Below are 21,445 nucleotides of genomic sequence, written 5' to 3'. Positions count from 1 at the left end.
GACGCGATCGCGCGGGCGGCATCGCCGGCCTGCGACGGGCCGATCATCAGCCGTCGCAGGCCGGCGGAGCCGATGTCGTGGAGGGGTTCATCCGAGCATCCGTTCGTGAGCGCGAATCGCGAACACTCTATCCACCTGCTGCACGACACCGATGTGTGCGCACCCCGCCCACCGGTGCACGTCCCTGGCCTCCCGGGCGATCCCGAGCAGACCCCGCTGCTGGAGGTCACCGCCGCCGGCTGATTCTCCGGAATTTCTTCCGGCGCGGATGTCGAGAACCGGAGTGCCGGCTTCTACCAACGGGTGAGAGCGCCGATGATGGCGCGTAGTCGTGAGGAGTCAGACGTGAAGTACATGTTGCTGATGCAGTTCAGCGCCGCCGGCACGGACTTCCCCCCGATCGGGACGTGGACGTCCGAGGAGATCCGGGCGCACATCGGGTTCATGGGCGAGGTCAACGCCAAGCTGGTCGCCGACGGCGAACTGGTCGACGGGCAGGGGCTCGCCGGTCCGGCCCAGGCGAAGATCGTCCGGGCGGGTGCGGGTGGTGCGCCCGTGGTCACCGAGGGTCCGTTCGCCGAGACCAAGGAGTTCCTGGCGGGCTACTGGATCGTCGACTGCGACAGCCCCGAGCGGGCCGTCGCGCTCGCCGCGCACATCTCCACCGCGCCCGGCCCCGGCGGCCGCCCGCTCAACATGCCGATCGAGGTGCACCCCGTCATGTCGGCGCCCCCACAGGAGATGTGACGACTGGACGCCGCCGAACCGCCCGTCGAGGACCTGCTGCGCGAGCTGGCGCCGCAGGTCCTCGGCGTGCTCACCCGCCGGTTCGGCGACTTCGCCACCGCCGAGGACGCCGTGCAGGAGGCGCTGCTGGCGGCAGCCACCCAGTGGCCGGTCGAGGGGCTGCCCGGCAACCCGCGCGGCTGGCTGATCCAGGTCGCGTACCGCCGGATGGTCGAACTGGTCCGCGGCGAGACGGCCCGGCGGCGGCGCGAGGACCTCGTCGCCCGCCGCGAGCCGGACGACCGGCGCAGCGCGCCGCCGCCGGACGAGGAACTGACCGCCGACCGGGACGACACCCTGACGCTGCTCTTCCTCTGCTGCCACCCGGCGCTCTCGCCGGCGTCGGCCATCGCGCTGACCCTGCGCGCGGTCGGCGGCCTCGCCACGGCCGAGATAGCCCGCGCATTCCTGGTGCCCGAGGCCACCATGGCCCAGCGGATCAGCCGCGCCAAGCAGCGCATCCGCGCATCGGGCACCCTGTTCCGGATGCCCGAGCCAGCCGACCGGGAGGCCCGGCTGGCTGCCGTGCGGCACGTACTCTATTTGATCTTCACCGAGGGGCATACCGCCAGCCTGGGCCCCGACCTGCGCCGGGTCGACCTGTCGGAGGAGGCGATCCGGCTGGCCCGCGCCCTGCGCGCCCTCCTGCCCGCCGACGCCGAGGGCGCCGGGCTGCTCGCGCTGATGCTGCTCACCGACGCCCGTGCCGCCGCACGCACCGGCCCCTCGGGTGAGCTGATCTCCCTGGCCGACCAGGACCGCAGCCGATGGGACGCCTCGGCGATCGCCGAGGGAGTCGCCCTGGTCACCTGGGCGCTGCCGCGCGGGCCGGTCGGGCCGTACCAGCTCCAGGCGGCCATCGCCGCCCTGCACGACGAGGCGCCCAGCACCGATCAGACCGACTGGCCACAGATCCTCGCCCTGTACGAGGTGCTGGAACGTGTCTCCGGCAGCCCCGTCGTCTCCCTCAACCGGGCGGTGGCGACCGCCATGGTGCACGGCCCGGCCGTCGGTCTGGCGGCACTGGATGTGCTGGACGCCGATCCCCGCCTCGCCGGGCACCACCGGCTACCCGCCGCCCGGGCACACCTGCACGAAATGGCCGGCGACCGGGAACGCGCGGTGGCCGGGTACCGGACCGCCGCCGCCCTGACCACGAGCCTGCCCGAGCAGCGGTACCTGACGATGCGCGCCGCCCGCCTCGCGGCAACTGGCGACCCTCCGCCGGCCGACGCACCCCGGCCGGCCTGACGTACCCGGCTGGCCCCGCGACCCCGAGTGCCTCGCGAACATGGATGGCCCCGCGACCCGGTTGCCCCCGCGAAGCCGGCTGCACCCCGCGAAGCCGGCTGCACCCCGCGAAGCCGGCTGGACCCGCGCCCTCAACCAGCCTCTCGGACCCCGGCTGACTTCGCACCCTGGCTCGCTTCGCGACCCGGCTGGATCTACGGCCCCATGATCAGTTGACGTTCTCCCGGTGCTGCGAGCCCTCGAAGCCCGGTTTTCCATCAACGGATCATGCAGACCGACCCGCCCCTACCAGTGGCTGAGGGCTGGTGCGGGGCTCGATGCGGTGCGCAACCGGAGGGGGCGAGGTCGGTGACCGAAGCTGGACCGGACCGGACCGGACCGAGGCCGGGCCGGGCGGGGGCGAGAGCGGCCGAGGCCGGAAGGAAGCGGGGCGAGGACAGTGGCCGGGTCCGTGGGACCCGGCCACCGGTGGTGCTTGGATCTCAGCTCGCCGTGCAGGTCACCGCAGGGGTGGCGTTGGTGCCGTTCCAGCTGGCGATGAAGCCGAAGGTGGTGCTGGCTCCGGCGTTCAACCGGCCGTTCCAGTCGGCGTTGCGGGCTGTGACGGTCGACCCGCTGCTGCTCAGGACGGTGCTCCAGGACTGGCTGACGGTCTGGCCGCCCGCGAACGTCCACCTCGTCGTCCAGCCGGTGATCGCCGACGAGCCCGCGCTCACCCTCACCTCACCCTGGAAGCCGCCCTGCCACTGGTTGACCACCGAGTACGTCGCGGTGCAGCCGCCCGGCGGCGGCGTGGTCGGCGGAGGCGTCGTGGGCGGAGGCGTGGTCGGCGGGGGCGTCGTGGGCGGGGGCGAGGTCGGCGGTGGGGTGGTCGGCGGGGTGCTGCCGAAGACCGTCGCCTCCCGCGCGGTGGCCTTGATGCCGTTCGCGCCGTTGAAGATGCGCTGGCCCCACGTGGTCAGGGTGGCCGGGTTGAAGTTGGTGACCATGTCGAGGTACTCGACGCCACCGCCGTTGCCGCTCCACGACCAGCCCAGGTAGCCGATCCCGTTGGCCTGGCTGTAGGACAGGATGGCGTCCTCGTCGGGGTTGCCGTCGGAGTGGTCGAAGCCGAACTCGCCGACCACGATCGGCAGCTTGGCGGCGCGGAACCGGCCGAGATAGTCGCTGATCTCGGCGGCGGTGTCGAAGACGCCGTACATGTGGATGGAGAAGACCGTGTTCCTCTGCGGGTCCGCCGCGAAGACCGACGCCGCGTTGTCGCGCATGGTGAACGACCAGTCCTGGCCCCAGTTCGGGGCGTCGACCATGATGGTGTGCGTGAGGCCGCCGGCGCGCAGCCGCTTGACCGCGTTGGCGGTGTCGGTCGCCCAGGTGCCGTAGCCCTGGTTGCCGTACGGCTCGTTGCCGATGTTGACGATGACGTACTTCTCCTGGCCGGTGAGGGCGCTGGAGACGCTGAGCCAGTAGTCGACCGCCTGGTCCAGGGTGGCCGCCCCGCTCTGCTCGCCGTAGCCGGTGGTGTCGTGCACCTCCAGTACGCAGATCAGCCGGTTGGCCTTGCACAGCGAGATGACGTTGGCGACGTCGGCGGTGTCGTTCTTCGCCCACCGCTGGCCGCTGGCCAGCACCACCCGCACCGTGTTCGCCCCGAGCGCCTTGATGTTGGCGAACGAGCTGGTCTGCTGCTGGTACCAGGTGTGCGCGTGGTTGACACCGCGCATGACGAACTCGCTGCCGTTGGCGTCGTAGAGCTTGCCGTCGGCGACGGAGAAGCCGGTCGCGGCCCGCGCGGGCTGACCGAACGCCAGCACGGCGACCAGCAACGCGAGCAGGGCCGCACCGGCGGCGGAGAGTCTCTTCTTCATGGCCTTCCTCAAGGGAGGACCCCCGCTGCCCAGGTGGGGGTGGGACGTCACAGGGGATGGCGGCTGTAGCCCGTCAGCCGCCGCCCGGCTCCCGGCGGCGCAGGGATCAGCGTAGGCCGGTCGGGCGGGCCACGCAATGAACCGGTTAAGCAGGGGCCTTCCGATGGTTGGCCCGTCCTGCCCCGGGTAAACGGGCATGATCCGCCCGGGTCGGAAGGAGACACCATGGTCAACGTCGGCTACACGCTGATGTGCGAGCAGTCCGGTCCCAAGCAGTTGGTCGACCACGCGGTACGGGCGGAGGCGGCCGGTTTCGACCAGCTCGTCATCTCCGACCACTACTACCCCTGGCTGGACTCCCAGGGCCACTCCCCGTACGCCTGGTCGGTGCTCGGCGCGGTCGCGCACGCCACCTCACGGGCGGAGCTGATGTCCTTCGTCACCTGCCCGATCCGCCGCTACCACCCGGCGGTCGTGGCGCAGAAGGCCAGCACCGTCGGGGTGCTCTCGGACGGCCGGTTCACCCTCGGCCTCGGCGCGGGCGAGAACCTCAACGAGCACGTGGTCGGCGGCTGGCCGCACGTGCAGCAGCGGCACGAGATGTTCGAGGAGGCCCTCCAGATCATCCGGCCGCTGCTCAACGGGGAGACGCTGACCTTCTCGGGCAACCACTACGACGTGCCCGACGCCCACGTCTGGGACCGGCCTTCCCAGCCGGTGCCGATGGCCGTCGCCGCCTCCGGCCGCCAGTCGGTCACCCTCGCCGCCGAATACGGCAACGGCCTCGTCGCCACCGAACCGGACCCGCACATCATCGACATGTACGACGAGGCCGGCGGCGCCGGGCAGCCCCGCTACGGTCAGGTGGCCATCTGCTACGGCCCCGACGAGGCGGAATGCCGCAGGATCGCGCACGACCAGTTCCGCTGGTTCGGGCTGGGCTGGAAGGTCAACGCGGACCTGCCCGGGCCGGAGTCGCTCGCCGCCGCCACCCGGTTCGTCCGCGAGGAGGACGTGGCCGAGGGGATCTCCTGCGGGCCCGACGTGGACCGGCACGTCGAGGCGTTCAAGAAGTTCGTCGACGCCGGCTTCACCCACGTGGCGATCGTGCAGGTGGGCGGCGGGACGCAGCCGATGTTCCTGGACTGGGCGCAGGAGCAGCTCCTGCCGAGGTTGCGCGAGCTGTGAGGACGACACCGCCCCGGCGACTCCGGGTGACCCCGCCGGGCCGGTTCGGTCCGGCGGAGCTGCGCGTCGCGCTGGCCGCCCCGAAACCGGCCGCCGGGCTGAGCAGCGAGTGGCGGCTGGTCGACGGGCTCCGTACGCACAGCCGCCGCGCACAACGTCGCCACCACCGAGCCGGCGCCGATCGCCAACGCGATCCGCGCCCTCCTCGCCCCCTCGCTGACGAACAGGTGATCACATGCGTATCGGCAACACGGAGATCCGGCCGGCCGGCGGCGGCCTGGGCTGCCTGCTGATGATCCTCTTCTCGATCGTCGCCTCAATCGTCCTGACCGTCCTGCTCAACCTGCTCCTGTAACCCAGGCCCGCGTCAGCGGCGCAGGCCGAGGGCGGTCAGCGCCTCACGGGTCGCCTGGCGGACCGGGTCCACGACGGCGCGGCGCACCCAGCGGGCAGCCGGCGACACCGTCGCCCGCCACGCCCCGGCGACCGCCCGCCCCACCGGACGGACCGCGTGCCGCCACAGCCAGCCCGCCCCGAGCACGAACGGCCGCAGGGTGAGCGCGTAGCACCACCACAGCAGGCGGCCGGCCGCCCACCACGCCCACGCCAGCGCGTCCAGCAGCACCCGTACCGCCGCTGCCAGCCACCGGCCGACCACCGCGAGCCCGGCCACCAGCAAGCGCCCGAGCGGGGCGAGGAACCGGGCCAACCAGCGCAGCGGCAGCCAGACCAGGTGGTACGCCAGCCAGGCCAGCGGCACCCACAGCACCGTCCGGGTCAGCCAGGCCAGCCCGCGACACAGCCACACCAGCGGCACCCAGAGCAGCGTCCGGACCAGCCAGGCGAGCCCCCGGCCCAGCCACAGCAGGGGCACCCACAGCAGGTTCCGCAGCAGCCAGCCCAGCGGGCGCAGCAGCCAGCGGGCGAGGAACCTGCCGGTCGGCGCGAGCAGCCAGCGGTGCAGCCATCGACTGACAGCGGCGACCAGCTCCCAGGCCAGCCGCAGCGGCACCACCACGACCAGCGCGATCCCCCGGGCGACGGCGACGAGCAGCGGGGCGGGTGCGGTGGTCTGCGGTGCCGGTGGCGACGAGTCGATCACCGGCTCACGGTAGTCGGCACCGCCAACCGAGCGCCCTACCCGTTCCACCCGGTCGTCTCCCCGCGCCCACCGCGCCGGCAGCCGACAGCCGTGGGCGGAGTCAGGCGGGGTCGAGGTCCAGGTCCGCGACGACCGGGTAGTGGTCGGAGGCGTACTCGGTGTCGCCGCCCCGCAACACCTGGCAGTCCCGCACCCGCTCGGCGAGCGCGGCCGTGCCGAACAGGTAGTCCAGCCGCATCCCCGAGAACTCGGCCCCGCCGCCGTGCCGGGTGGGCGCGGTCAGCCCGGCGTCCGCCGTGCCGTCGTGCGGCCGGTTGGCCGCCGCATACAGGTCGACCAGGCCGGCGTCGAGCAGCCGGGCCACCGCCCGGGTCTCCGCCGTCCGCCCGTCCCGGCGCAGGTGACGGCGGCGGTACGCGGCCGGGAGCCGGGCGATCCGCTCGGTGTGCCCGGCCAGCGGGTCGAGGGTGTTGAGGTCCCCGGCCAGCAGCCCCAACTCCCCCGGCGCGCGGCGCAGCGCGGCGGCGGCCCAGCCCGCCTCGACGCGCCGCCGCAGCCCCGAGTACGGGTCGAGATGCACGCTCAGCACGGTCAGCGGGCCGGCGGTGGTGGCCACGGTGACGCGCTGCGCGGCATGGTGGAACGGCCGGCGTACCCGGGTCGCGGCGAGGGCACGCAGCGGCGGCCGGAGCAGCACCGCCACCGGCTGGCCGAAGCAGGACCGGGCCAGGTGGGGGCGCATCCCCACCCGGCCCGCGAAGTCGGCGAGCACGTCGCCTGCGTCGAAGTCCCGCAGCTCCTGCAACGCCAGCACGTCCGGCCGTTCGTCGGCGACGAGCCGGACCAGCAGGTCGCGGCGGTCGGCGCCGCCGGAGTCCCGTCCTCCGGTCCGGATGTTCCAGGTCATCGCCCGCAGCATCGGTGGCGTCAGTCCGCCCGACCGGCCTTGGTCAGCTCGTCGTCGAGGGTGTGCACGTCCTCGGACTCGATGCTCGGCCGGTTGCCCTCGCGCACGTCCTCGTTGGGGCGGATCACCCAGTAGAGCAGCCCGATCCATGCGGTGGTGAGGAGGATCGCGCCCATGAAGTCGGTGGGGTGGTGCATCCCCCGGTACATCCGGCTGATCGCCACGCCGGCCGGCATCACCACCGCCAGCGCCACGAAGAGCCACCGCCACCACCGGTCGGTACGCGGGAAGACGATGACCGCGATCGCCACCCAGACGCAGAGCGTGGCGGCGATGTGGCCGGACGGGAAGGAGGAGGTCGGCATCGGTCCGTCGAGGTTGCCCACCGGCGGACGCGGCCGGTCGACCGCGGCGGCGGAGGCGAGGAAGAGGCTCAGCTCCCCGAACATGGTCAACGCCACGAACAGCACCGGCCGCCAGCGCCGCCACACGGCGAGCACGATCGGGCAGAAGACCAGCGAGATGAGCAGGATGGCGTGGGTGTCGCCGACCTTGCTCCACCAGTGGCTGAAGTCGTCCCGGCCGGGCGTGCGGTGCTCGGCGAACCACCTCGGCACGTCGGTGTCCAGGGCCGCGAGGAAGGTGCCGCCGGCGTGGTAGCTGACGAACATGCCGAAGCCGTAGAGCGCGCCGAGGATCAGCACCCAGCCGACGATCAGCTCGAACACGGCGGCCCGGGGGTGCGGCAGCAGGTGCGCCTCGTCGGGGGCGGGGGCCACGTCGTGCGCGGCCTCCGGCTCCAACCCCTCGGTCAGCGCCGGGACCCTACGCCCACGCTCCAGCCGCCAGAGCCGGAAGGCGTACGCGGTGACGCCCAGCCAGGCGGCGCCGAGCAGCCAGGCCCCGAGCACGTCCGAGACGAAGTGCACGCCCAGCGCGATGCGGGTCAGGCCGATGAGGAACACGACGGCGGCGACCAGGCCGATGGCGGGCTTGCGCCAGCGGCGCGACATGGCCGGCAGGAAGACCAGCAGCAGCGCCCCGTACGCGACCATCGAGCCGAGCGCGTGCCCGCTCGGGAAGCTGTCCCCGGCGTAGGCGCCGATGGGCACCTCCACCTCGGGGCGCAGCCGGCCGACCAGCGTCTTGAGCGCCGGGTCGAGGACGAGCGCGCCGACACCGGTGACGATCAGGAAGACCGCGAGCCGGCCCTGCCGGCGGATCAGCAGGCCGAGCACGGCGACCGACACCAGCCAGACGATGACCGCCCGCCCACCGAGGTCGGTGAGCGCGTTGAGCACGGTCACCAGCGGCCCGTGCGGGGCGACCAGGTCGTTGAGCCAGGCGGCCACGCCGTGGTCGACGTCGTGGAGCGGGGACCACCGGGTCCGGACCAGCACGAGGAGCACCCCGAAACCGACCCCGGCGCCGAGCACGAGCGCCAGGCCGGCGAGCGTACGCTCGGTGAAGTGACCCAAGGGTCGTCGCAACGCCTCTTTGACCGCGCCCACGGCAGCCTCCCTCTCGCTTCTGGCGTGCCGCTTTACCCGATCCGCGCTCCGCGTACACCGAGGGTGTCCGATGTGGGGGCTACAGCGAGGTCATCTCGCCGGTGTCGTGGACTTCCTCGCGTTCGGCCTCGGGCTCCCAGAGGTCGGGCTGGGCAGGCTCCCGCACCCCGATGCGCAGCGCCTCCAACTGGGCGGCGAAGGACAGGCCGCCGAAGAGCGCCATGCCGGTCAGGTTGGCCCAGAGCAGCAGCGCCATCATCCCGGTCAACGCCCCGTACGTCTGGCCGAACCCGCCGCTGAACCGCACGTAGGCGGCGAGCAGAAGGCTGGCCAGCCACCACAGCACGGTGGCGATGCCGGCACCGAAGAAGAGCCAGGACAGGCCGGGCTGCTTGCGGCGGGGGGCGTGCCGGAAGATCACCGCGACGGCGAGGACGGTCAGGCCCAGGCTGAGCGGCCAGCGCACCACGTCCCAGACGCGGTTGGCGAGCTCGCCCCAGGCGTAGTGCCGCTGCACCGAGTCGCCCATCGGGCCACCGCCGACGAGGATCAGGAACCCGGTGAGCGCCGGTACGCCGGCGATCAGGGCGAGGACGGTGGCGCGGACGTACTTCCACAGGGCGGGCCGGTCCCGTTCCACGCCGTAGATCCGGTTGGCGCCGCGCTCGATCTGGGCCATGGTGCTGGTCAGCGCCACCAGGCCGGTGAGCAGGCCGAGACCGAGGGCCAACTCCCCGGCGCGTTCGGTGCGGTCGCCCTCGCCGAGCAGCTCGGCGACCATCGGCTCGCTCGCCCCGGGGGTGAGCGCGAGCACCGTGTCGGCGACGACCTGGCCGCCCTCCTCCACGCCGAGTTCGCTGATCAGGCCGGTCAGCGCGATCAGGAACGGCACCACGGCGAGGCAGAGTTGCAGCGCGAAGGCGCGGGAGTGGCTGAACCCGTCGCCGTAGCGGAACCGGATGAACGCGTCCCGCAGCAGGTGCCAGCCGCCCTGCCGGCGCAGTGTGTGCCAGGCGTCGTCGACGTTGAGTTCCTCGTCGGACATCAGCCGGGTCTCCGGCACGATGCGGGTGCTACTCACGGCCCGCTTCTTCGACGAGCTGCTCACCGCGCTCGGCAGCCGCTTGCACGTCCTCGGCCAGGTCGGGATCCTGCTCCGGCTGCGGCACGCAGAGCCACAGGGCCCGCCGCCGGATCTCGGCCCTGAGGGTCCGGCCCGGCTCGATGAGGTCGCCGTCGAGTTCCCGGGGCTGGGCCCGGTTGCTGGTGATCTCCACCCGTCGGGCCCGGAAGACCTCCATCCGGGGCACGTGGTCCTGCCGGCGTACGACCGCCCAGCCGAGCGCGAGCCAGTGCCGCAGCGTACGCGGGGTGAGCACCGCGACGTCGAGGTAGCCGTCGTCCGGTTCGGCGTCGGTGAGCAGACGCACCCCGCCCTGGAGGCGGCCGACGTTGGCGACGAGGACGGAACGGGCCCGACGGCGGATCGGCTGCTGGTCGTCGATGCGGATGGAGACCTTCATCGGCCGGTCGCGCAGGTGCCGGGCAGCTCCCACCACGTACGCCGGCCAGCCGATCCGCTTCTTGGTGGCCTCCGAGGTGTCGGCGAGCATCTGGGCGTCGAAGCCCATGCCGGCCATCACCGTGAAGTAGTGGTCCTCGACCGCGCCGACGTCGAGCAGCCGGCGGCCACGCTCGACGGCGACCTCCAGCCCGGCGGCCAGGTCGTTCGACAGGCCCAGGTTGGCCGCGAGCAGGTTGCCGGTGCCCTGGGGCAGCACGGCGAGCGCCACGTCGGTGCCGACCAGGCCCCGGACGCAGGCCATCACGGTGCCGTCGCCGCCACAGGCGAAGACGACGTCCACGCCGGCCTCGACCGCCTTCTCCGTCTGGCCGCGGCCCGGGTCCTCGACCGTGGTCTCGAACCACAGCGGCTCGGGCCAGCCGGCCGCGCCGAGGGCGTCGTGGACCGTACGACGCAGCTCGTCGAGGTCGGCCACCTTCACCGGGTTGACCACCACGGCGGAGCGCAGACCGCCGTGGCGCCCCGCGCGTCGCTTGTCCTGTCGAGCGTCCACGGCGCCAGTGTGCAGCAGATCCGGCAGGGCAGCGACCCGGCGGCCGGTGACATAACGCGCACCAGCTCCGGGTTTATCCGCCGGCTCCCCCGCTGCGCGCTTCCCCGGAGGCGCTAGTAGTAGTTGTCGATCGGCTGGCGCGCCTCGTCGAACAGCGCCGGCCCCTCGTACCGCACCGGGGGCAGCGGCGAGGTGGCCGGCTTGACCTCCCCGAGCTGCTCGCTGGACAGGGCGTACACCACCCGGCCGAGGCCGGACTGGTCGATCGCGGTCGCGCACATCGGGCAGGGCTGGCAACTGGTGAACATGGTGGTGCCGGCGGCCACGTCGGTGGCGAGTTCCCGAGCCGCCCAGCGGGCCAGCTTCAGTTCCGGATGCGCGGTGATGTCCGAGTCGGAGAGCACGGTGTTGTGGTCCTCGATCAGGACGGCGCCGTCCGCACCGACCAGCAACGAGGCGAAGGGCCGTTCGCCGGACGCCCCGGCCTGGCTGGCGAGTTCCACGGCACGACGGAGAAACTTCTCGTCGTCGGAAGTCATCTGTCCTCCTGAAATTTGTGGTACGCGGGCACCCGGGCGGTCCAGTTCGTCGGCGGTGGCCTCCGGCCGCCCGGCGTCGCGCATGGCATGAACGTACTCACCGGTCGGCGCGCCACGCCGCCGCACCGTGAGACGCGACCGGCCGACGCCGCGATCCCGCCCCACCGTGCTGTCGCCGGGACTAGCCTCGACAGGAGGGCCGGGCGCGACGCCTGCGGAGGTGATTCGGATGGCCGTAGCCACCGACGCGGCGGTGCTGGTCGGGCTCGGCGCGGAACGCAACCTGCCGGTGGTCAGGCTGGCCGCGCTGGAGGCTGCCGCGCACGGCCGTTCGCTGCGCCTGCTGCACGCGTTCAACTGGACGGCCGCGCTGGAGGCTCCGTCGATCGCGGGGCCGCGCGCCGACGCCGAGGAGTTGATCGCCCGGGCAGCGGAGATCGCCAACGAGGTCGAGCCGGGGCTGCCGGTCAGCGGCGAGATCGTCGAGGGCGCCCCCGTGGCCACCCTGCTCCGCCATTCGGAGTCCGCGTTCCTGCTCGCCGTCGGGGACGGCGGCATGGCGACCTGCGGCGACTGCGTACCGGCCGAGGCGCCGGCGGTGCAGGTCGCCGCCCGGGCCGGTTGCCCGGTGCTGGTGGTCCGCCGGGAGCCGCCGCCGCAGGGTCCGGTGCTGGTCGGCGTGGACGGTTCCGACAGCTCGCAGGCCGCGCTGGAGTGGGCGTTCGACTGCGCGGCCCGGCGGGCGGCGCGGCTGCTCGCGGTCCGCGTCGTCGAGCCGGAGGAGGGCGCCGGGGATCCCGGGCTGCTCGTGGGGTTGGTGGGGCGGTCCTCGCGCCGGTTCCCGTCGGTGGCCACGGAGTGCCACACGATCCACGGCGATCCCGGCGCCGTTCTGGTGGAGCAGTCCCGCTCCGCGCAGTTGGCGCTGGTCGCCGCCCGGGGCGACGAGCCGTGGCGGGGCATGCTCGGCGCGGTGAGCCAGGCGCTGCTCTACCACTCTCCCGCGCCGCTGATCGTGGTACGCGGGCTGAGGGAGGTGCCGACGGACGGGCGCAATGCCAGCATCGCGCGGGACCAACGGCCCTGATCCACACCGGTGGCGACCGGGAAACTGAGACCGGCCCGGACGAATCCGCGCTTCGAGGATGCAGGATTCCCCTATCCGCGAGAGGCTCATGCAGTATGGACACCGCTCTCGACCTGCACAGCCCCCTGACCGAAGACGAGCTGCGGCGGCTGGACGCCTACTGGCGGGCGGCGAACTACCTGACCGTCGGGCAGATCTACCTGCTGGACAATCCGCTGCTGCGCGAACCGCTGACACCCGAGCACGTCAAGCCGCGCCTGCTCGGGCACTGGGGCACCAGTCCCGGCCTGAACCTGCTCTACGCCCACCTCAACCGGGTCATCGTCGCCCGTGACCTGTCGGCCATGTTCGTCACCGGCCCCGGCCACGGCGGCCCGGCGATCGTCGCCAACACCTGGCTGGAGGGCACCTGGAGCGAGCTCTACCACCACATCGGCCGCGACGAGGCCGGCATGGCCCGGCTGTTCCGCCAGTTCTCCTTCCCGGGCGGCATCCCCAGCCACGTGGCGGCGGAGGTGCCGGGTTCGATCCACGAGGGCGGCGAGCTGGGGTACGCGCTCAGCCACGCCTACGGCGCGGCGTTCGACAACCCCGACCTGCTGGTGGCCTGCGTCATCGGCGACGGGGAGGCGGAGACCGGCCCGTTGGCCGGCAGCTGGCTCTCCGACGTCTTCCTCAACCCGGCCCGTGACGGCGCGGTGCTGCCCATCCTGCACCTCAACGGCTACAAGATCGCCAACCCGACGGTGCTGGACCGGATCGGTGAGGACGACCTCCTCGCCATGATGCGCGGCTTCGGCTACCAGCCGTACGTGGTCGCCGGCGACGATCCGGCGACGGTGCACCAGGCCCTCGCCGGCACCCTGGACCGGGTGCTGGACGAGATCGCGGCCATTCAGCGGCGGGCCCGCTCGGGTGGTGCCGTCGAGCGCCCCCGCTGGCCGATGATCGTCCTGCGTACGCCGAAGGGCTGGACCGGGCCGCGGGACGTCGACGGAAAGCAGGTCGAGGGCACCTACCGCGCGCACCAGGTGCCGCTGTCCGAGGTACGCAAGAACCCGGAGCACCTCGCCGAGCTGGAGCGCTGGATGCGCGGCTACCGGCCGGAGGAGCTCTTCGACGCCACCGGCGCACCCGTCGCCGAGCTGGCGGCGCTGCCGCCGAGGGGCGAGCGGCGGATGAGCGCCAACCCGGTCACCAACGGCGGGCTGGTGCTGCGCGACCTGGCGCTGCCGGACTTCCGCGACTACGCCGTCGACGTGCAGCGGCCCGGCGAGACCGTGGCCGGCGCGACCGGCGCCCTCGGCCCGTGGGTACGCGACGTGATCGCCGCCAACCCGCAGACGTTCCGCCTCTTCGGCCCGGACGAGGTCACCTCGAACCGGCTCGGCGCGGCGTTCGAGGTCACCGACCGGGCCTGGATGGCCGGCACCGTGCCCGGCGACGAACACCTCTCCCCCGACGGGCGGGTGATGGAGGTCCTCTCCGAGCATCTCTGCCAGGGCTGGCTGGAGGGCTACCTGCTGACCGGCCGGCACGGCATCTTCACCAGCTACGAGGCGTTCATCCACATCGTCGACTCGATGGTCAACCAGCACGCCAAGTGGCTGAAGGTGACCCGGGGCATCCCGTGGCGCAAGCCGGTGGCCTCGCTGAACTACCTGCTCTCCAGCCACGTGTGGCGGCAGGACCACAACGGCTTCTCCCACCAGGATCCGGGCTTCATCGACCACGTGATGAACAAGAAGGCGGAGGTGGTGCGGGTCTACCTGCCGCCGGACGCCAACACGCTGCTCTCCACCATGGACCACTGCCTGCGCAGCCGGCACTACGTCAACGTGGTGGTGGCCGGCAAGCAGCCCGCCCCGAACTGGCTGTCGATGGAGGACGCCGTGCAGCACTGCCGGCGCGGCCTCGGGATCTGGGGCTGGGCCAGCACCGACGCCGGCAGCGAACCGGACGTGGTGCTCGCCTGTGCCGGCGACGTGCCGACGCTGGAGACGCTGGCCGCCGCGGACCTGCTGCGCCGGCACCTGCCGGAGTTGAAGGTGCGGGTGGTCAACGTGGTCGACCTGATGCGCCTGCAACCGCCGACGGAGCATCCGCACGGGCTGTCGGACAAGGAGTTCGACACGATCTTCACGCGGGACAAGCCGCTCATCTTCGCGTACCACGGCTATCCGTGGCTGATCCACCGGCTCACCTACCGCCGGGCCAACCACGAGAACCTGCACGTACGCGGTTACAAGGAGGAGGGCACCACCACCACGCCGTTCGACATGGTGATGCTCAACGACCTGGACCGCTTCCACCTGGTCATGGACGTGATCGACCGGGTGCCGGGGCTGGCCGCCCGGGCCGCCCACCTGCGTCAGGAGATGGTCGACGCGCGCCAGTCCTGCCGCGACCACACCCGCCGCCACGGCGAGGACGACCCGCGGGTCGCGGAGTGGCGTTGGGTCCACGAGACGGACCCTGGACTGCGAGGTGACCAGTGAGCGCGAGGAGTGAGCTTGCGAGCCCCGCAGTCGCGAACGAAAGGCCAGCACCGTGAGCGCGAGGAGTGAGCTTGCGAGCCCCGCAGTCGCGAACAAGAGGCAAGCACCGTGAGCGCGAGGAGTGACCTCGCCCTTCCCGCAGCCGCGATCGAGAGGTGGAAGCGATGAGCAGCAACGAGATCCTGGTCGGCTACGACGGCTCCACCGACGCCTCCGCCGCGCTGGAGTGGGCGCTGGGGGAGGCCGGCCGCAGCGGGCGGCCGGTGCGGCTGGCGTACGTCTTCGAGTGGCTCACCGTGGCCGGCTGGATCGGTCCCGGCGTCGCTCCCGGCATCTGGCCGGACGAGACGGCCCGCCGGCAGGTCGAGGAACTGGTGCACAAGGCGGCGGCGGACGCGGGCGCCGCGCACCCGGAGCTGACCGTGACCGGGGAGGTGTTCGACGGGCCGCCCACGCTGGTGCTCCAGGAGCGCTCGGCGCAGGCCGACCTGCTGGTGCTGGGCACCCGGGGGCACGGCGGCTTCGGCGGGCTGCTCGTCGGCTCGACCGCGGTCGCGGTCACCTCCCATGCGCACTGCCCGGTCGTGGTCGTCCGTGGCGAGGCCGCCGCCGGCGGGCGCACCGGGCACGTGGTGGTCGGCGTGGACGGATCCGAGTGTTCGCTGCTGGCGCTGGGCTTCGCGTTCGAGCAGGCCGCGGCCCGGCGGGTGCCCCTGCACGTGGTGCGGGCCTGGCACCCGCCCACCGGCCAGCGCCCGCCGTCGGGCCCCGATGCGCGGGAGGCCACGGCGGCCGACCGGGCCGAACTGGACGAGCTGCTGGTCCGGTGGGATGCGACGTTCCCCGACGTGCCGGTCACCGTGCGGGTGGAGGAGGGCAGTGCCTCGTCCCTGCTGGTCGACGCCAGCCGCGACGCGTGTCTGGTGGTGGTCGGCACCCGGGGCCGGGGCGGCCTGAAGGGGATGCTGCTCGGCTCGGTCAGCCAGCAGCTCATCCAGCACGCACACTGCCCGGTGGCGGTCGTCCGGGAACGGTGAGATGTGAGGAAGGGCCCCTTGCTGTCGCATTCTGAGGTGCAGGGGGACCTTCCTTCACCTACCGGCCGTCGGCCGGCTCGGCCGGGCTGAGGGAGAAGTAGTCCTCTTCCTCCTGGGTGAGGTGCAGCCGCAGCACCGCCTCCAGGCCGTAGAGGGCGGCCAGCAGGTCGGTGAGCTGGTCGCGGCGCAGGGGCCCGTCGCCGGCCTGCGCGAGGTGCGCGCCGACCCGGTCCACCAGCCGCCGGATCTCGACGTGGGCGCGGCTCATCGTCGAGGTCGCCTCGGCGCTGCCCAGCGGGTCGGCCAGCGCCGGATAGAGCTGACGTTCCTCGGCCTCCTCGTGCGGCAGCACCTCCCCGGTCAGCCGGCGGTACGTCTCGCGCAGCGCCGGCAGGCACTCCGGCGCGTCCGGCCTGGTGGCGAGCAGGTCGGCCGTGTCCCGCAGTGCGGCGAGCGCATCGCGGATCCCGCCGTGTTCGCCCGCGTACCGGTCGAGCAGCTCACGGGTGCGTGGCGGCACCTCGCGGCCACGCAGCCCACCCCCGAGGGCGCGCAGCGCGTTGAGGATCACCAGCACGTCGATGCCCTCCTGGAGGAACGCCCCGGCGACCGGGGGCAGCCGGCCGGCGGCGGCAACCAGCATCGCCAGCACCGCGAGGCCCATCCCGACGGTGGCGCTCTGCACCGCGATCCGGCGGGCGTACCGGGCGATCTCCACGGCGTCGGCGAGCCGGTCCAGCCGGTCGACGGTGAGCACCGCGTCGGCGACGTCGGCCGAGGCGGTCGCCCCGGTGGCGCCCATGGCCACACCGACGTGTGCCTCGGCCAGCGCCGGAGCGTCGTTCACCCCGTCGCCGACCATCACGGTGACCGCCCGGTGCGCCTCCTCGCGTACGCGGGTCGCCTTCTCCGCCGGCGAGCACCGGGCCACCACGTCGTCCACGCCCACCGTCCGGGCGACCTGCGCGGCGGTGTCGGGCCGGTCCCCGGTGACCATCACGATGCGCCGCAGCCCCGCCTCGCGCAGCCGGCGTACGGTGCGGCGGGCGTCGGGGCGTACCGGGTCCTCCAGCAGGATCGCGCCGAGCGGGCCCCGGTCGCCGCTGACCCAGACCACCGAGCGACCGGCCAACTCGGCCCGGGACCGGGCCCGCGCCGCCCACTCGGGCAGGTCGCCGTCGAGCTGCCCGACCCGGACCTGCCGCCCGTCGACCGTCCCGCGTACGCCCCGCCCCGGTTCCTCGGTCACCCCCGCCGGCTCGGTCAGCGGCAGGCCCCGCTCGCGCGCCTGCGCCACCAACGCGCGGGCCAGCACGTGCGGGGAGAGCTGCTCGACCGAGGCGGCGAGGCGCAGCACGTCGTCGCGGTCTCCGTCGGGGGCGGCCACGACCTCGGCGGCCCGGGGACGGCCGGCGGTCAGCGTGCCGGTCTTGTCGACCAGCAGGGTGCGGGCGCGGCCGAGCAGCTCCAGCGAGCCGCCGTCGCGGACCAGCACCCCGCGCCGGGCCGTCCGGGACAGCCCGGACACGATCGCGATCGGGGTGGCCAGCAGCAGCGGGCACGGGGTGGCCACCACCAGCACGGCCACCGCCCGGACGAAGTCGCCGGAGAGCAGCCAGCCCAGCCCCGCCAGGATCAGGGTGAACGGCACGAACGCGGCGGCGTACCGGTCGGCGAGGCGCACCATCGGCGCCTTGTGGGCGGTCGCCTCCTCGGCCAGCCGGACGATCCCCGCGTACGTGCTTCCCGCCGCGTTCCTCGTCGCGCGCATCCCGAAGCCGGCGCCGGCGTTGACCACGCCGCTGGCGACCTGTTCCCCGGCCCCGCGCCGCACCAGCCGGGACTCGCCGGTCACCACCGACTCGTCGAGGGTCACCGGTTCGTCGACCTGCCCGTCGACCGGCACCACGTCGCCCGGGCCGACCAGCAGCCGGTCCCCCGCCGCCACCCGGTCCAGCGGCACCACCTCGATGTCGCCGCCCGGTCCGCGCCGCCGGGCGGTGCGGGGAGCACGGGCGAGCAGCTCGCGCAGGTCGCGGGTCGCCCGCCCCTGGGCGTACGCCTCCAGCGCCCGCCCGGTGGCCAACATCACCGCGATCACCGCTCCGGCCAGGTACTCCCGCACGACCAGCGCGCCGACCAGGGCCAGTACGGCGATGACGTCCACCCCGAACTGCCGCCGCCACAGCTGCCGCAGCGTCGACCAGGCGGCCGGCGCCAGGGCGGCCACGGTGGCGGACGCCCACACCAGGTCGGCCGCGTTCCGGTGGCCGGTGAGCCGCAGTGCCGCCCCGGCCAGCACCAGCACCGTCACCGCGGCCAGCGGCGCCCACAGCAGCAGGCGCGACCGGTCCCGCCGTACCGGCTGCTCCGGCACGCACTCCTGCGGCTGCGATCCCACCTGCGGATCGTCTCAGCGCCCACCGTGCCCCCGAGGGCATCCGGGCGAACCGGCGGGGCGAACCGCCCGGCCGCGTCGGGACCTGCGTACCGTACGTCGGCACGGGGGATGGAGCAGGATGGAGCGGCAACCCCGCCCGGGGCACCGCAGGGCTGGGGCACGATGGGGAGAAACGGAAAGGTCGTGACGATGAGCCACGAGACGCCGGCGACGGGCCGTCCGCTGACCACCGCACTCGCGGAGGCCGCCGCGACGGCCGGGCACGCCCCGTCGGTGCACAACAGCCAACCGTGGCGGTGGCGGGTGCTGCCGGACGCCCTGGAGCTGCGGGTGGTCCGCGATCCCCGGTTGACGGCGACCGACCCGGAGGGCCGGCTGGTGGCGTACAGCTGCGGGGCCGCGCTGCACCACGCACGGGTCGCGCTGACCGCGGAGGGCTGGACGGCCGCGGTGCAGCGGATGCCCGACCCGAACGAGGCGGACCTGCTGGCCCGGCTGACCGGGCTGGTCCGTACGGGGGCCGACCCGGAGGCCATGCGCCTGGTGCAGTGCATGCAGGTGCGGCACACCGACCGGCGCCCCGTCAGCGACGAACCGGTGCCGGCGGCCACCCTCTCCGAGATCGCCGCGGCGGTCGCCGCCGAGGGCTGCCAGCTCCAGTTCCTCGACCGCGACAACGTCCTGGAGCTGGCCGCCGTCGCCAGCCGCGCCGCGTCGGTCGAGTCGGAGGACTCGCAGCTGCGCGAGGAGTTGGAGTACTGGACCAGCCGGAGCGGCACCGGCACCGGCCTGCCGCCGGAGGTGCTGCCCGCCGAGCCACCGCGGACCACCGTGCCGGCCCGTGACTTCGGCCGCCCCGGCACCCTGCCCGTCGGCCCCGGGCACGACCGGGCCGCCGTGTACGGGGTGCTCTACGGCACCGAGGACGAGCCGGACAGCTGGCTGCGCGCCGGTGAGGCGCTCTCGGCCGCCTGGCTGACCGCGACCCGGCTCGGGGTCTCCGTGGTGCCGCTGAGCGGGGTGGTGGAGGTGGCAGGCACCCGGCAGACGCTGCGCGGGCTGCTGGCCGGCCTCGGCTACCCGTACCTCGCGATCCGGCTGGGGCTCGCGGACCCGGCGCACGCCGGCCCGCCGCACACCCCGCGCCTCGACGTCGCGCAGGTGGTCGACACCTCGGCGGCACGCTCGACCGGCGCGTAGCGGCCCTGGGTCACGGCCACCGGGCGGATACCATCGCCCGGTGGCCGCCAGCACACCGAACCCCCGCCCCGAATCCCACGTGACCCCGTCGCTGGGGCTCAGCCCGCTGTCCCGGGTACGACTCGACGAGCTGCTCCAGGAGATGCTGGACCGGGTCGGCGAGGTGGTGACCAGCCGGGAGCGGCTGCGTGCCCTGCTCGACGCGGTGGTCGGCATCGGCACCGACCTGGACCTGCGCAGCACCCTGCAACGGATCGTGGAGGCGGCCTGCGAGCTGGTCGGCGCCCGCTACGGCGCGCTCGGCGTGATCGGCCACGACCGCCTGCTGCACGACTTCATCACCCACGGCATCGACGCGGAACTGCACGCCAGGATCGGTGACCTGCCCCACGGGCGGGGCGTGCTCGGCCTGCTCATCGACGACCCGCGCCCGTTGCGGATGCCCGACATCACCCAGCACCCGAAGTCCTACGGGTTCCCGGCGCACCACCCGCCGATGCACAGCTTCCTCGGCGTGCCCGTGCGCATCCGCGACCAGGTGTTCGGCAACCTCTACCTGGCCGAGAAGCAGAACGGCCCCGAGTTCACCGAGGACGACGAGGAGATCGTCGTCGCGCTCGCCGCGGCGGCCGGCGTGGCGATCGAGAACGCCCGCCTCTACGCGCTGGCCCACCGCCGGGAACGCTGGCTCGCGGCGACCGCCGAGATCACCGGCGTGCTGCTGGGCGAGGTACGCCGCACCGACGCCCTGGCGCTGGTGGCACGGCGTGCCCGCGAGGTCGCCGAGGCGGAGGTGGCGTTGGTGCTGCTCTACGACCCGGACGCCGAAGAGTTCACCGTCGAGGTGGTGGACGGGGCCGCCGAGCAGGCCGGCGACCTGATCGGTACCGCGCTGCCGGCGGCCGAGACGAGCTTCGCCGCCGCCGTCGCCGAGGGCCGGCACGACCAGGTGGCGGATCTCGCGCACGCCGCGCCCTGGCCGGCGCTGCTGAGCACCGGGCCGGCGGTGATCTCCCCGTTGGCGACGGCCGACGTCCTGCACGGCGTGCTGGTGATCGCGCACCGCCCCGACAGGTTGCCCGCCGCCAGCGACGACGACATGGCCCTGCTCGGCAGTTTCGCCGGGCAGGCCGCGCTGGCCATGGAGCGGGCCCGGGGGCAGGAGGAACGGGAGCTGCTGGTGGTCCTGGAGGACCGCGAGCGCATCGCCCGTGACCTGCACGACGTGGTCATCCAGCGGCTCTTCGCCACCGGCCTGCAGTTGCAGAGCGCCGCCCCGATGACGACGAAGCCGGAAGTCGCCAGGCGGATCAACGCGGCCGTCGACGACCTCGACGCCACGATCAAGGACATCCGCCGCACCATCTTCGAGCTGCGTACCCCGATGAGCGCGGCGCTGCGTACCGAGATCCGGGAGGCCATCGAGGTCGCCGCCGAGTCGCTCGGCTACCGGCCCCGCCTGGAGCTGACCGGGCCGATCGACAGCGCCGTCCCCGAGGCGGTCCGCCCCGACCTCACCGCCGTGCTGCGCGAGGCCCTCTCCAACGCCGTACGGCACGCGCAGGCCGACCGCGTCTCCGTGGCGGTGCGGGTCGACGCCGGCCGGGTCACCGTGACCGTCACCGACGACGGGGTGGGCTGCGACCCGGCCGCCGCGCGGAGCGGCCTGGTCAACCTCCGCGAACGCGCCGAACGCCACGGCGGCGAGTTCGACGTACGCCGAGCCGAGCCCCACGGCACGGAACTCTCCTGGTCCGTCCCCCTCCGCGACTAACCCCCACCCCCTGCCCCACTCCCCGCGTCTCACGCCCATGCAGCGCCCGTTCCCGTGCCGCGCCCGTTCCCGTACAGCGCCCGCGATCTTGCACTTTGGGCCCGGACAAAGGGTGTATATGCCCCGAGTCGGGGGCCGAAAGTGCAAGATCGGCGCCGGCATCGCCACGCCGTAGGTCTTGTCGTCGACGAGATAGAGGCCGGAGCTGATCACCGACT

General features: G+C 73.6%; 16 protein-coding genes and 1 pseudogene. 9 read left to right on the top strand and 8 right to left on the bottom strand.

Annotation, left to right across the window (positions count from 1 at the left end; translation table 11 throughout):
* Nucleotides 1–105: 105 nt before the first annotated feature.
* From AB0D32_RS30810 to AB0D32_RS30800, 3 genes are all read left to right on the top strand, one after another.
* Nucleotides 106–243 carry a hypothetical protein gene (locus AB0D32_RS30810; RefSeq protein ID WP_357097732.1) on the top strand — a complete coding sequence of 46 codons (138 nt, stop codon included), beginning with the start codon at nucleotides 106–108 and terminating at the stop codon, nucleotides 241–243.
* 111 nt (nucleotides 244–354) lie between these two features.
* Complete coding sequence (locus AB0D32_RS30805; protein WP_357097790.1) at nucleotides 355–747, top strand: YciI family protein; 393 nt, start codon at nucleotides 355–357, stop codon at nucleotides 745–747.
* Between the two features lie 3 nt (nucleotides 748–750).
* On the top strand, nucleotides 751–2,037 hold the full coding sequence (locus tag AB0D32_RS30800) for a sigma-70 family RNA polymerase sigma factor (protein ID WP_357097787.1): 1,287 nt from the start codon (nucleotides 751–753) through the stop codon (nucleotides 2,035–2,037).
* A 482-nt stretch (nucleotides 2,038–2,519) separates the two neighbouring features.
* Here the strand turns inward: AB0D32_RS30800 and AB0D32_RS30795 are convergent, their stop codons facing one another.
* A complete protein-coding gene (locus tag AB0D32_RS30795) occupies nucleotides 2,520–3,905 on the bottom strand; it encodes a cellulase family glycosylhydrolase (protein ID WP_357097730.1) in 1,386 nt (461 codons plus the stop codon).
* A gap of 225 nt (nucleotides 3,906–4,130) precedes the next feature.
* Here AB0D32_RS30795 and AB0D32_RS30790 point away from each other — a divergent pair, with 225 nt between their 5' ends.
* Complete coding sequence (locus tag AB0D32_RS30790) at nucleotides 4,131–5,093, top strand: TIGR03557 family F420-dependent LLM class oxidoreductase (RefSeq protein WP_357097728.1); 963 nt, start codon at nucleotides 4,131–4,133, stop codon at nucleotides 5,091–5,093.
* A gap of 367 nt (nucleotides 5,094–5,460) precedes the next feature.
* Here AB0D32_RS30790 and AB0D32_RS30785 read toward each other — a convergent pair whose 3' ends face one another.
* From AB0D32_RS30785 to AB0D32_RS30760, 6 genes are all read right to left on the bottom strand, one after another.
* The gene (locus tag AB0D32_RS30785) at nucleotides 5,461–6,195 is read right to left on the bottom strand and encodes a hypothetical protein (RefSeq protein ID WP_357097726.1); all 735 of its coding nucleotides are present in this window, start codon (nucleotides 6,193–6,195) and stop codon (nucleotides 5,461–5,463) included.
* A 100-nt stretch (nucleotides 6,196–6,295) separates the two neighbouring features.
* Nucleotides 6,296–7,114 (bottom strand): endonuclease/exonuclease/phosphatase family protein, encoded by an 819-nt coding sequence (locus tag AB0D32_RS30780; RefSeq protein WP_357097724.1) that lies wholly within the window; start codon nucleotides 7,112–7,114, stop codon nucleotides 6,296–6,298.
* Nucleotides 7,115–7,122: 8 nt separating this feature from the next.
* The gene (locus tag AB0D32_RS30775; protein ID WP_357097722.1) at nucleotides 7,123–8,613 is read right to left on the bottom strand and encodes a phosphatase PAP2 family protein; all 1,491 of its coding nucleotides are present in this window, start codon (nucleotides 8,611–8,613) and stop codon (nucleotides 7,123–7,125) included.
* Nucleotides 8,614–8,692: 79 nt separating this feature from the next.
* On the bottom strand, nucleotides 8,693–9,694 hold the full coding sequence (locus AB0D32_RS30770; protein ID WP_357097720.1) for a YihY/virulence factor BrkB family protein: 1,002 nt from the start codon (nucleotides 9,692–9,694) through the stop codon (nucleotides 8,693–8,695).
* On the bottom strand, nucleotides 9,687–10,691 hold the full coding sequence (locus AB0D32_RS30765) for a diacylglycerol kinase family protein (protein WP_357097718.1): 1,005 nt from the start codon (nucleotides 10,689–10,691) through the stop codon (nucleotides 9,687–9,689). The genes AB0D32_RS30770 and AB0D32_RS30765 overlap by 8 nt, the downstream gene beginning before the upstream one ends.
* 113 nt (nucleotides 10,692–10,804) lie before the next feature.
* Nucleotides 10,805–11,230, bottom strand: a complete 426-nt coding sequence (locus tag AB0D32_RS30760; protein ID WP_357097716.1) for a nucleoside deaminase — start codon at nucleotides 11,228–11,230, stop codon at nucleotides 10,805–10,807.
* Between the two features lie 229 nt (nucleotides 11,231–11,459).
* Between AB0D32_RS30760 and AB0D32_RS30755 the strand changes: the two genes are divergently transcribed.
* The 3 genes from AB0D32_RS30755 to AB0D32_RS30745 all read left to right on the top strand — a co-directional run bounded on the left by AB0D32_RS30755 (nucleotide 11,460) and on the right by AB0D32_RS30745 (nucleotide 15,852).
* On the top strand, nucleotides 11,460–12,317 hold the full coding sequence (locus AB0D32_RS30755) for a universal stress protein (protein WP_357097714.1): 858 nt from the start codon (nucleotides 11,460–11,462) through the stop codon (nucleotides 12,315–12,317).
* 95 nt (nucleotides 12,318–12,412) lie between these two features.
* Nucleotides 12,413–14,815, top strand: a complete 2,403-nt coding sequence (locus AB0D32_RS30750; RefSeq protein WP_357097712.1) for a phosphoketolase family protein — start codon at nucleotides 12,413–12,415, stop codon at nucleotides 14,813–14,815.
* Nucleotides 14,816–14,979: 164 nt separating this feature from the next.
* The gene (locus AB0D32_RS30745) at nucleotides 14,980–15,852 is read left to right on the top strand and encodes a universal stress protein (RefSeq protein ID WP_357097710.1); all 873 of its coding nucleotides are present in this window, start codon (nucleotides 14,980–14,982) and stop codon (nucleotides 15,850–15,852) included.
* A 58-nt stretch (nucleotides 15,853–15,910) separates the two neighbouring features.
* Here AB0D32_RS30745 and AB0D32_RS30740 read toward each other — a convergent pair whose 3' ends face one another.
* Nucleotides 15,911–18,253, bottom strand: coding sequence for a heavy metal translocating P-type ATPase (locus AB0D32_RS30740; RefSeq protein ID WP_357097708.1), 2,343 nt, complete (start codon nucleotides 18,251–18,253; stop codon nucleotides 15,911–15,913).
* A gap of 152 nt (nucleotides 18,254–18,405) precedes the next feature.
* On the opposite strand from AB0D32_RS30740, the pseudogene AB0D32_RS30735 reads away from it, so the two are divergent.
* Nucleotides 18,406–19,453, top strand: a pseudogene (locus tag AB0D32_RS30735) (nitroreductase).
* A gap of 142 nt (nucleotides 19,454–19,595) precedes the next feature.
* A complete protein-coding gene (locus AB0D32_RS30730) occupies nucleotides 19,596–21,227 on the top strand; it encodes a GAF domain-containing protein (RefSeq protein ID WP_357097784.1) in 1,632 nt (543 codons plus the stop codon).
* The last annotated feature ends 218 nt before the right edge of the window (nucleotides 21,228–21,445 follow it).

The sequence above is a fragment of the Micromonospora sp. NPDC048170 genome (assembly GCF_040652795.1).
Classification (GTDB): Bacteria; Actinomycetota; Actinomycetes; order Mycobacteriales; family Micromonosporaceae; genus Micromonospora.
The sequence above is the reverse complement of the archived record's forward strand: the minus strand, read 5'-3'. Positions and strand labels throughout refer to the sequence as shown.

Bases quoted from the DNA above. Each gene is read 5' to 3' on its own strand.
- AB0D32_RS30730 (WP_357097784.1), top strand. From the start codon at position 19,596: ATGCTGGACCGGGTCGGCGAGGTGGTGACCAGCCGGGAGCGGCTGCGT.
- AB0D32_RS30755 (WP_357097714.1), top strand. From the start codon at position 11,460: ATGGCCGTAGCCACCGACGCGGCGGTGCTGGTCGGGCTCGGCGCGGAA.
- AB0D32_RS30760 (WP_357097716.1), bottom strand. From the start codon at position 11,230: ATGACTTCCGACGACGAGAAGTTTCTCCGTCGTGCCGTGGAACTCGCC.
- AB0D32_RS30780 (WP_357097724.1), bottom strand. From the start codon at position 7,114: ATGCTGCGGGCGATGACCTGGAACATCCGGACCGGAGGACGGGACTCC.
- AB0D32_RS30795 (WP_357097730.1), bottom strand. From the start codon at position 3,905: ATGAAGAAGAGACTCTCCGCCGCCGGTGCGGCCCTGCTCGCGTTGCTG.
- AB0D32_RS30750 (WP_357097712.1), top strand. From the start codon at position 12,413: ATGGACACCGCTCTCGACCTGCACAGCCCCCTGACCGAAGACGAGCTG.
- AB0D32_RS30790 (WP_357097728.1), top strand. From the start codon at position 4,131: ATGGTCAACGTCGGCTACACGCTGATGTGCGAGCAGTCCGGTCCCAAG.
- AB0D32_RS30745 (WP_357097710.1), top strand. From the start codon at position 14,980: ATGAGCAGCAACGAGATCCTGGTCGGCTACGACGGCTCCACCGACGCC.
- AB0D32_RS30805 (WP_357097790.1), top strand. From the start codon at position 355: ATGTTGCTGATGCAGTTCAGCGCCGCCGGCACGGACTTCCCCCCGATC.